Origin of the sequence: Kitasatospora sp. NPDC059722, assembly GCF_042733235.1 — a bacterium.
GTDB lineage: Bacteria > Actinomycetota > Actinomycetes > Streptomycetales > Streptomycetaceae > Kitasatospora.
Genome location: NZ_JBHWGD010000025.1, coordinates 38,740 through 47,032 on the forward strand (window position 1 = coordinate 38,740; position 8,293 = coordinate 47,032).

Here is an 8,293-nt window from a genome sequence, read left to right on the forward strand (position 1 = left end):
CGGCCGGCGGGGCGCCGCCCCCGGGGGGCCGCCCGCCCCCCCCCCCGGGGGGGTGCGGCCCCGGCCGCGGGGCCCGGGGGGCCCGCCCCCCCGGGAACGCCACCCCGTCAACGCGCCCACCCCGGGCGAGGTCCGGGCCCTGCTCACCGCCGTCCGGACGCTCAACCTGTGGCGCCCGCCGGGCGACGTGTTCCAGCCCCGGCTGGACTACCAGATGGAGATCGCCCGCTACCACTCGGTCGGCCAGCTGACCGACCGGGACGCCGGCGACCTGCGCGGCCTGCTGCACGGCCTCGGCCACACCCCGCTCCAGCTCTGCCACGGCGACGCCCTGCTCAGCAACATGCTGCTGGCGCCGTCCGGTCCGGTGCTGGTGGACTGGGAGCAGGCCGGCTGGTACCTGCCCGGCTACGACCTCGCGGTCCTGTGGAGCGTCCTGTCCGGCGACACCGCGGCGCGCCGTCAGATCAGCCAACTCGCCCAGAGCGGCGGCACGATGGCCAGGGACGCGTTCCTGATCAACCTGGTGCTCGTGCTGATGCGCGAGATCCGGCTCTACGACGTCCCGGGCGCGGGCGAGGAGCAGCGGATCATGATCCGCCGCCTCTACGACGACGCCGCCCTGGCCCGCCGGGCCGTCCGGGCCGCCGTGGGCACCCGCTGACCGACCGGTCCCGGGCCGCCCTGGAGCGCGGCACCCGTGCCGCTGCGGCCCCGTGACCAGGCCGGACGGCAGCCGCCCTACGGCCGGGCGCCGCGCTCCAGGGCGGCCCGGCCGGCGGACTCCAGGACGGCCTCCTCGGGTGCCAGGTGCACCCGGCTGCTGAGCACGTCCCGCAGGTAGCGCTCCAGCGGGTGACGCCGGCTCAGCCCCGGGTTACCGGTCAGCGCGACGGCCTGCTGGACGGCGGCGGTCGCGGCCCTGGTCGCCAGCAGGTGGGCCGGTCCGGTCCGCACGACGGCCGCCCGCTCGCCCCGGTCCACCCGCGCGGCCAGCCCCTCGACCAGTTCCTCGGCGCCGATCAGCTGGGCCTCGATCTCGCCGAGCGCGCAGCGGTAGCGCGGCAGGACGCCGAGCGGCTCGGTCAGATTGGCCGGAGTCCGCTGGTTCAGGAACCGGACGAGCCAGGCCTGGGCCGCCCTCGCCACCCCGACCGCGACCGCGGAGAGGGCCAGATCGTGCCAGGCGCGGGCGAGTTCGGCCTCCGCGACGCGGTCCCCCGCCGTCCGCTCCGGCGCGTCCTGCCCGCCCTCGGCGCGGCGCACGACCGTGAGCCCGAGCGCGAGCTCGGCGGGCACCCGGACCGCGTCCAGCACCACGTCGTGGCTGGCGCTGGCCCGCAGGCCCAGCTGGTCCCAGGTGGGATCGATCTCCACGCCCTCGCTCTCGCCGCGGACCAGGAACGTGCCGACCCTCGGCTCCGGTTCGTCCGTCCGCGCCGTGACCGCCATCCAGGCCAGCGCCTCGGCCCCGGTGCAGTACGTCTTGCGCCCGGTGAGCCGCCAGCCGTCCCCGTCCCGCCGGGCCACCGTCCCCGGCAGCGCCCCCGGCCGGCCGCCGGGCTCCGCGCGCAGCGTGTTGACCAGGGCGGGCCCGCGCCGGGACTCCGTCAGCAGCCTCCGGTAGCCCGCCGCCGGCCACGGCGCCCGGCGGGCCTGCTCGGCGTGCTGGAGCAGCGTGAACGCGGTCACGACGGCCACCGAGGCGTCCCCGCGGCCGAGTTGGGACAGCACCCGGACGGTGTCGGCGAGCGTGCCGCCCGGACCGCCGTACCGCTGCGCCACGGTGAGGGTGAGCAGCCCGGCCTCGTGCACCGCCTCGATGCCCTGGTAGGGGAAGGTCGCGTCCCGGTCGTGCTCCTCAGCGCGGGCGGCGAGCAGGTCGACCACCCGGGGCAGCCCCGCGAGGGCGGCGGCGACGGGCGACGGGTCGGCGGCGGTCGTGGTCATGGTGCGGGTGCCTCCGGGCGGCAGCAGGGGCTCGGCAACTGCGGGCGGCCCGCCGGGCGGGCTCGCACCGTCGGTCGGCGGCGCGCAGGTCCGGACCCGGTTCGGCACGGGGTCCGACCCCGGATCGGTTCCGGCCGCTCGGCCGGACGCGCTCCGCCGTTCAGTGGCCCGGACACGCCGCGCTGGCGGTGCGCCGCAGGTCCAGATAGCTGCGGCGGGTCAGCAGCGGGAGACGGCACGACATGTCCGCGACTGTACGAACCGGTGATCGAAACCGTCAAGCAGCGGCCCGGGGACCGGACGGCGGACGGCCGCCGGACGAGCACCGGGTGGACGGCGGACGAACGAGGGGCGGACGGCGGTTTTCAGCCCTGCTGGAACATGTCCGCGGGGAGCGGCTTCAGGAGCTGATACAGGTCGTCCGAAATCGGTCGGTCCCAGGACGCGATCGTGACCTGGACGCCGTCGCTGCGGCCGAACTGGGCGCAGAACACGCGCTCCTCGCTGACCTTGACCTTCTTCACGATCAGCAGGTCGTCCCCGAGCATGACCGGGAAGTCCTCGGCCGAGACGAAGTCGACCGGCTCGTCGTTCTCCAGGGCCGCGAGCAGCTGGCGCACCTCGAAGGGGACGTCGTCACCGGTCTCCCGGGCCGGCGAGCCCTCGGGGAGGTTGCCGATGAACATCGCCGGGCCTCTGCCGCCGAACAGGTCGTAGCGCAGGAAAATCCCCTGGCAGGAGCCGTCCGGGCCGGTCATCATGGCCGCACCGAAGTCGCCGGGCCAGTCGCCCGGGTCCATCGCGAGCACGTCGAAGTCCGGGCCGGCGGGCTGTCCGGAGCGACGGCGGAGAAAAGACATGGGAACATCGTACGTGTCCGGCACACCACGCTCGCGGGGTGGGTGGGGCACCGGCGGGAGATCCACGCTCAGAGACCAATGTTGACTCTGAGCAACCGTCCGGGCTACGTTCGGTTCAGCACGACAGCCGTTCTGGGTTTCACCCTCCGGGGGGACGGCATGTCGCATACGCGGCCCTACACGCGTATCCCTCACTGTGCACATCGTCGTGCCGATCCGCCGAGCACCCAGCTTCGTCGTCGCACACAGCACAGCCACAAGCCAACAGTTCCGTGCAGTTCCTGCAGTTCCGTGCAGTTCACGCAACAAGAGACCAGATCCGCGGGGCCCCGGCCCGTCGCTCCCGTGGATCTGCTCGGGACGCCGCCGCGTGGGGGCGTGCGGGTCCCGAGCACATGGTGCCGCGGTCCGAGTCGCTCTCGGATTCGGCGCCGACCTCCCGGCGACTGCCGGCCCCTCGTGGGCCGGGACCGGCCGACGCACCCCGGTGCGCAGGGGACTACTGGGAGGATGGCCCGGCAACGCTGCCGGGCCGCACAGCAGGCGCCGTGTCTGGCCGCGTGGGGGCGGTGGGCACGGCGTCTGCCTGTGCTCATACTCTGAGCTGCGTTTGTCTAACAGTCAACAGAAATTCTGACGAGGCACGCTCAATAGATCATCTGTTGTGATGATCGTTACCCGAAACCGGCCGTGAGCCGACTGCGAGTCGGCCCTGCGGCGACCCTCCGACGACCCGTCAGCGGCCTTTCCGTGCCGTCAGCGGCCCTTCCGTATCGGATCCGCGGCGGCCCGTGGCGAACCCCGCGCCGCTCCTCGGAGGGACTCCTGGAACGCCCGTGGGGCGAACCCCGTCCCCGGGGCCGCCCCACGACCGCACTCCTCGCCCTCCCGGGCCCGTGCCGCGACTCAGGTGAGGTCGAACTCGCCGTCCCGCGCGCCGAGCACGAAGGCCCGCCACTCGCCCGGCGTGAACACCAGTACCGGCCCGTCCTCCTGACGGCCGTCCCGCATCCCGATGTACCCGTCCACGAACGCGATCTGGACGTCCCCGACCCCCTGGCTGCTGCACAGCCACGTCGCGCCGGTGAAGTCCACCCTGGGCTTCCCGCTGGGCGCGAGCTCGGGCCCCGCCCCGGCTCCCCGGGCGCCGGCCGTCTCCACGTCAGTCCCGCTGTTCGATGCCACTGCTCGGTCTCCTCCCGACGGCTTTCCCGGCCAGCCTAGCCACACCCGCCCGCCCCGGTCAGCGGGTTGACGAGGTCTCCACCCGGCCGGGCACCGGCGGCGCCCGGCGGGCGGCGGGCGTGTCCGCCCGGCGGGGCCGCGGGCAGCTGCCAGAGTGAGGAGGACCTCGACCCGACGTCCGGTCCGCGGCCCGGCGCACCGCCCGGCACACCGCCCGGACCGGTCCCGACCCGAGACCCCGCAGGGAGCAGCCGATGAACCGCCGGGACGGCGCCCGCGCCGATGTCATCCCCATCTCGGACGCCCCCTCGGCCCACCCCCCGGCGCCCCGCACCCCGCCCTCCGGCGCCCCGCTGCCCCGGCCGACCCGCGGCCGGCCGCCCGCGCACGGCCGGGTCGGCATCGTCCTGGTGTCCCACAGCCAGGAACTGGCCACCGCCGTCCGCACCCTGGCGCTCGCGCTGACCGGATCCGACTCCCCCGCCCCGGTCGCCGCCACCGGTGGCGACCCGGCCGCCGGACCCGGCATCAGCGCCGTCCTGGTGGCCGCCGCCACCCGCCGGGTCGACCAGGGCCACGGCGTCGTCGTGCTGGCCGACCTGGGCAGCGCGGTCACGACCGTACGGGCCCTGCTCACCGAGGCCGACGAGCACGGCCTGCCGTTCCCGGTCCGCTTCGCCGACGCCCCCTTCGTCGAGGGCACGGTCGCCGCCGTCGCCACCGCGACCGCGGGCGGCGACCTCGCCGCGGTCCTGGACGCGGCCGAGGAGGCCTACCGCCAGCACAAGGGCTGAGGTTTTGGCGCAAACCGATCGGTGGGCGAACCGGCCGGCCGGTCACCCGGGACTCGTCGGGTGATCATCGCCCGGGTGACCGGTCCGGCGCCCGGCACCGTCAGGGGCGCTCCTTGCCCTCCCACGAGAACACCGCCGGCCCCTCGCACTCCAGCGCGTGCCGCAGCCGCTCGTGTTCGAGGTCGATCATCGGCGGCAGCGCGTCCAGCGCGAACCAGCCGACCTCCAGCGACTCGTCGTCGTTCACCCGCGCCTCGCCGCCGATCGCCCGGCAGCGGAAGGTCAGCACCAGGTACTGCGTCACGTCGCCGTTCGGGTACGTCACCGGCTCCGTGACGGAGACCGAGGCGAGCAGCTCGGGCACCGCCACCACGCCCGTCTCCTCCAGCACCTCGCGCACCACGCCGTCGGCCGGCTGCTCCCCGGGGTCGAGGATGCCGCCCACCACCGCCCACCGCCCGTCGTCGGACCGTCTGGCGAGCAGCACCCGGTCGCGGTCGTCCAGCACGACGCCCGCGACGGCGCTCAGCCAGAGCGGGCGGTTGCCCACCACGGAACGGAGCTCGGCGAGAAACTGAGGAATGGCCATGAACCGCAGCCTACCCAGGCCGACCGGTTCGGCGGCCGGGCCGTACGGGGTCGCCCACCGCGCCGTCGTCCGGGCACAGCAACGCCTTGACCGTCAGACCGAGGATCCGCAGGTCGAGCCCGAACGAGCGGTGCTCGACGTACCAGAGGTCCAGCTCCGCCCACTGCGGGCGGCTCAGCCCGGCGGACGGCCCGCGGGCCTGGAGCTGCGCCCAGCCGGTGAGGCCGGGCCGCACGGCCAGCCGGGCGCGCTCGCGGCGGTCGTAGTGGACCACCTGCGCCGGGTGATCGGGCCGGGGGCCGATCACCCCCATCTCGCCGCGGGCGACGTTCCACAGCCGGGGCAGTTCGTCCAGGCCCGTGCGGCGCAGCAGTTCCCCGATCCGTCCGCGCCGGTCGGTCCGGAAGCGCAGGACGTGGAACACGCGGCCGTGCCGGCCCGCCCTGGGCAGGCGCAGGAGCACCGGCCCGTCGGCCGCCCAGCGCAGCAGCACGGCGATCGCCAGCGCCAGCGGCACCGCGACGATCCCGGCCAGGGCCGCGACCGCGAGGTCGCCGCCGCGCTTCATGATCCCGGCGCATGTCTGGCGGGTTCCGACCCACCGGTCCCGGCGCTGCCGCTCATCGCAACCCCTCCAAGAGAACGCATTCACGGTAAGGGGAGGTTTGAAGGCGTCGCCCGGGAATGGTGGAAGAAGTGGGGAACGCTTTACCGAAGCAGCCGAAATCCGGCCGCTTCGGCTGCTTTTGTCGAGTTCGCCGAGTTCGCCGACTTCACCGCGCGTACGCACTTCCGCGAGTTCGGTGCGTGTCGCGGTGTTCGGTTCCGGTGTTCACCCACCGTGTTCGGGGGCGGCGCTCAGACCGGTATCAGCACGGTATCGGGCCGCCGTCCGGCCGCAATCGGGACCGGTATTCAGAGTGCGGCGCCGCGGCGGTCGCGCAGCAGGCCGAACGCGATCCGCCCGAGCAGCAGGACCCCGGCCGCCAGGCAGCCGGCCACGGCCATCGCCCACGCGGGCCCGCCGCTGTCCGGCACGATCACCGCGACGACGATCCCCAGCGCCAGGCAGGCCAGACCCACCACGGCCAGCGGAATCTGGTGGGTCACCAGGGCACCGCCGCTCCATGCGCGCGCCATCCGGGTCGCGCCGTGCAGGTGGAAGGGATCACGGTCCGCATCTGCCATGAGCCCAAGGTACCCCGGCCGGACGCCGGAAGCAGCCCGCGGGCGGTGATGCCCCCGGCACTCAGCGCAACCCTTCACACCTGCCGTGAGCATGCAATTCACCTCCACATTCGGTCCACGAAAAATCCTCGTCCACCCAGCACAACCATCCGCCGGGGGTGGGGGTCTCCCACTACATTGAGCGATCCAGGAGCCGTCCGCGGTGCGGGTGTTCGTCCCCCCGCCGAGGACCGGAATACCCAGGGGGCGGAGCCGCCGCCCACTGGAGTCGGAGGCCGGGCTCCGTCTTCCGACGGTACCGCCACGCCGCTCGGCGACCGAGGGGGAACCGTGCCGCATTCCCAGCCCACCACGTCGATGTCCGCCATGCCGATGTCCGTCGTGCCGATGTCCGTCGTGCCGATGTCCGTATCACCGTTGTCCGTTTCATCCGTGTCGTCCGCCTCGTCCATGTCGTCCGTGTCGTCCATCTCGTCGGTCTCGCCGGTCTCGTCGAGGTCCGCTTCGCCGCTCTCCTTCCCGTCCGGGTCCGTCTCGCCCAGGTCCGTCTCGACCGGGTCCGTGCCGGTGAGGTCCGGGCCGTCCAGGTCCGGGTCGTCGATGTCCACCGCGGCGTTCACCACCGCCCCCGGCGTGCGCGCGCTGGCGCCGTTCGCCGGCTGCCTGGGCGAGTCGCACGGGGGGTGGACGGCGGGCGCGACCGCCGGGACCCGGCGCCGCAACGAGCCCGTCGACTGGCTGCGGTTCGCCCCCGTCCAGCCGGTCTTCCGGGCCCGCGCCGCCCAGCGGCTCGCCGTCCTCGCCTACCACGGCGTCACCGACCCCGGCTCGTTCGGCGCCCAGCTCGACCGGCTGCGAAGACTCGCCACCCCCGTCTCCCTCGCCGCCGTCCTGCAGGCCGTCACCGAGCAGCGGCCGCTGCCGCCGCGCAGCGTGCTGGTGACCTTCGACGACGCCGACCGCAGCGTGCTCACCCACGCGCTGCCGGCCCTCGACGCCCGCGGCATCCCGGCCGCCGCGTTCGTCATCTCCGAGCTCATCGGCACCGAGCGGCCGTTCTGGTGGCACGAGGCCGACTTCCTCGCCCGGCACGGCGGCCGGGCCCGCTCACTCGATTCCGGCCACCCCGCGCAGCTGCTCCCCCGGCTCAAGGCCATGCCGGACCCCGACCGCCGGCGCAGCCTGCACGAGCTGCGGGTCAGCGCCGACCGCCGACCGCCGAGCCAGGAGCAGCTCACCCCCGCCGACCTGCGGGACCTGCGGGACGGCGGCATCGCGATCGGCAACCACACCCAGGGGCACCCGTGCTTCGGGCGCTGCGACGACGACACCGTCCGCGCCGAGATCGCGGGCGCCCACGAGGCCCTCACGCAGTGGCTCGGCGAGCCCCCCATCGCCTTCGCCTACCCCGACGGCGGCCACGACCCCCGCGCCGAGACCGTCCTGCAGGAGCTCGGCTACCGCCTTGGCTTCCTCTCCGACCACCGCCTCGGGCCGCGGATCCCCTCCCACCCGCTCCAGATCAGCCGGCTCCAGGTCGACTCCACGACCAGCACCCGCCGGTTCGACACGATCCTGTCCGGCCTGGAGCCGGCCTACCGCCGCTGGCGCCGCCGGCCGGTCGGATAGGGGGCGGACTCCTCTTCCTCGCGTACGGGGCCGGGAAAAGGCCGGGACGCCGGGGGGGGGGCGGGGGGGACTAGTACCCACGCCAAATCCACCCCGGC

Annotated in this window: 10 protein-coding genes; 3 read left to right on the plus strand and 7 right to left on the minus strand. The window is 74.6% G+C overall.

Features of this window, described 5'->3' with window-relative positions:
* A partial coding sequence (locus ACFV4F_RS18145) for a phosphotransferase family protein (protein ID WP_380503563.1) occupies positions 1-664 on the plus strand: 664 nt, incomplete at its 5' end.
* A 77-nt stretch (positions 665-741) separates the two neighbouring features.
* Here ACFV4F_RS18145 and ACFV4F_RS18150 read toward each other — a convergent pair.
* From ACFV4F_RS18150 to ACFV4F_RS18160, 3 genes are all read right to left on the minus strand, one after another.
* Positions 742-1,950 (minus strand): acyl-CoA dehydrogenase family protein, encoded by a 1,209-nt coding sequence (locus ACFV4F_RS18150; protein WP_380503565.1) that lies wholly within the window; start codon positions 1,948-1,950, stop codon positions 742-744.
* 365 nt (positions 1,951-2,315) lie between these two features.
* Positions 2,316-2,810, minus strand: coding sequence for a hypothetical protein (locus ACFV4F_RS18155; protein ID WP_329926780.1), 495 nt, complete (start codon positions 2,808-2,810; stop codon positions 2,316-2,318).
* Between the two features lie 906 nt (positions 2,811-3,716).
* Entirely contained in the window at positions 3,717-3,971 is a 255-nt protein-coding gene (locus ACFV4F_RS18160) for a DUF397 domain-containing protein (RefSeq protein WP_380448617.1), read from the minus strand.
* 278 nt (positions 3,972-4,249) lie between these two features.
* On the opposite strand from ACFV4F_RS18160, the gene ACFV4F_RS18165 reads away from it, so the two are divergent.
* On the plus strand, positions 4,250-4,789 hold the full coding sequence (locus ACFV4F_RS18165; protein ID WP_380448602.1) for a PTS-dependent dihydroxyacetone kinase phosphotransferase subunit DhaM: 540 nt from the start codon (positions 4,250-4,252) through the stop codon (positions 4,787-4,789).
* A 100-nt stretch (positions 4,790-4,889) separates the two neighbouring features.
* Here ACFV4F_RS18165 and ACFV4F_RS18170 read toward each other — a convergent pair whose 3' ends face one another.
* The 4 genes from ACFV4F_RS18170 to ACFV4F_RS18185 all read right to left on the minus strand — a co-directional run bounded on the left by ACFV4F_RS18170 (position 4,890) and on the right by ACFV4F_RS18185 (position 7,174).
* Positions 4,890-5,378, minus strand: a complete 489-nt coding sequence (locus ACFV4F_RS18170) for an NUDIX domain-containing protein (protein WP_359970746.1) — start codon at positions 5,376-5,378, stop codon at positions 4,890-4,892.
* Positions 5,379-5,388: 10 nt separating this feature from the next.
* A complete protein-coding gene (locus ACFV4F_RS18175) occupies positions 5,389-5,946 on the minus strand; it encodes a sugar transferase (protein WP_380498528.1) in 558 nt (185 codons plus the stop codon).
* A 347-nt stretch (positions 5,947-6,293) separates the two neighbouring features.
* A complete protein-coding gene (locus ACFV4F_RS18180; protein WP_380448608.1) occupies positions 6,294-6,566 on the minus strand; it encodes a hypothetical protein in 273 nt (90 codons plus the stop codon).
* Positions 6,567-6,664: 98 nt separating this feature from the next.
* The gene (locus ACFV4F_RS18185; RefSeq protein ID WP_380503568.1) at positions 6,665-7,174 is read right to left on the minus strand and encodes a hypothetical protein; all 510 of its coding nucleotides are present in this window, start codon (positions 7,172-7,174) and stop codon (positions 6,665-6,667) included.
* Here ACFV4F_RS18185 and ACFV4F_RS18190 point away from each other — a divergent pair.
* Entirely contained in the window at positions 7,167-8,195 is a 1,029-nt protein-coding gene (locus tag ACFV4F_RS18190) for a polysaccharide deacetylase family protein (RefSeq protein WP_380503571.1), read from the plus strand. The two genes, ACFV4F_RS18185 and ACFV4F_RS18190, sit on opposite strands and share 8 nt — an antisense overlap.
* Positions 8,196-8,293: the final 98 nt, after the last annotated feature.

Coding starts and splice junctions, on each gene's coding strand:
- ACFV4F_RS18180 (WP_380448608.1), bottom strand. CDS start 6,566: ATGGCAGATGCGGACCGTGATCCCTTCCACCTGCACGGCGCGACCCGG.
- ACFV4F_RS18190 (WP_380503571.1), top strand. CDS start 7,167: ATGTCCACCGCGGCGTTCACCACCGCCCCCGGCGTGCGCGCGCTGGCG.
- ACFV4F_RS18155 (WP_329926780.1), bottom strand. CDS start 2,810: ATGTCTTTTCTCCGCCGTCGCTCCGGACAGCCCGCCGGCCCGGACTTC.
- ACFV4F_RS18150 (WP_380503565.1), bottom strand. CDS start 1,950: ATGACCACGACCGCCGCCGACCCGTCGCCCGTCGCCGCCGCCCTCGCG.
- ACFV4F_RS18175 (WP_380498528.1), bottom strand. CDS start 5,946: ATGAAGCGCGGCGGCGACCTCGCGGTCGCGGCCCTGGCCGGGATCGTC.
- ACFV4F_RS18170 (WP_359970746.1), bottom strand. CDS start 5,378: ATGGCCATTCCTCAGTTTCTCGCCGAGCTCCGTTCCGTGGTGGGCAAC.
- ACFV4F_RS18165 (WP_380448602.1), top strand. CDS start 4,250: ATGAACCGCCGGGACGGCGCCCGCGCCGATGTCATCCCCATCTCGGAC.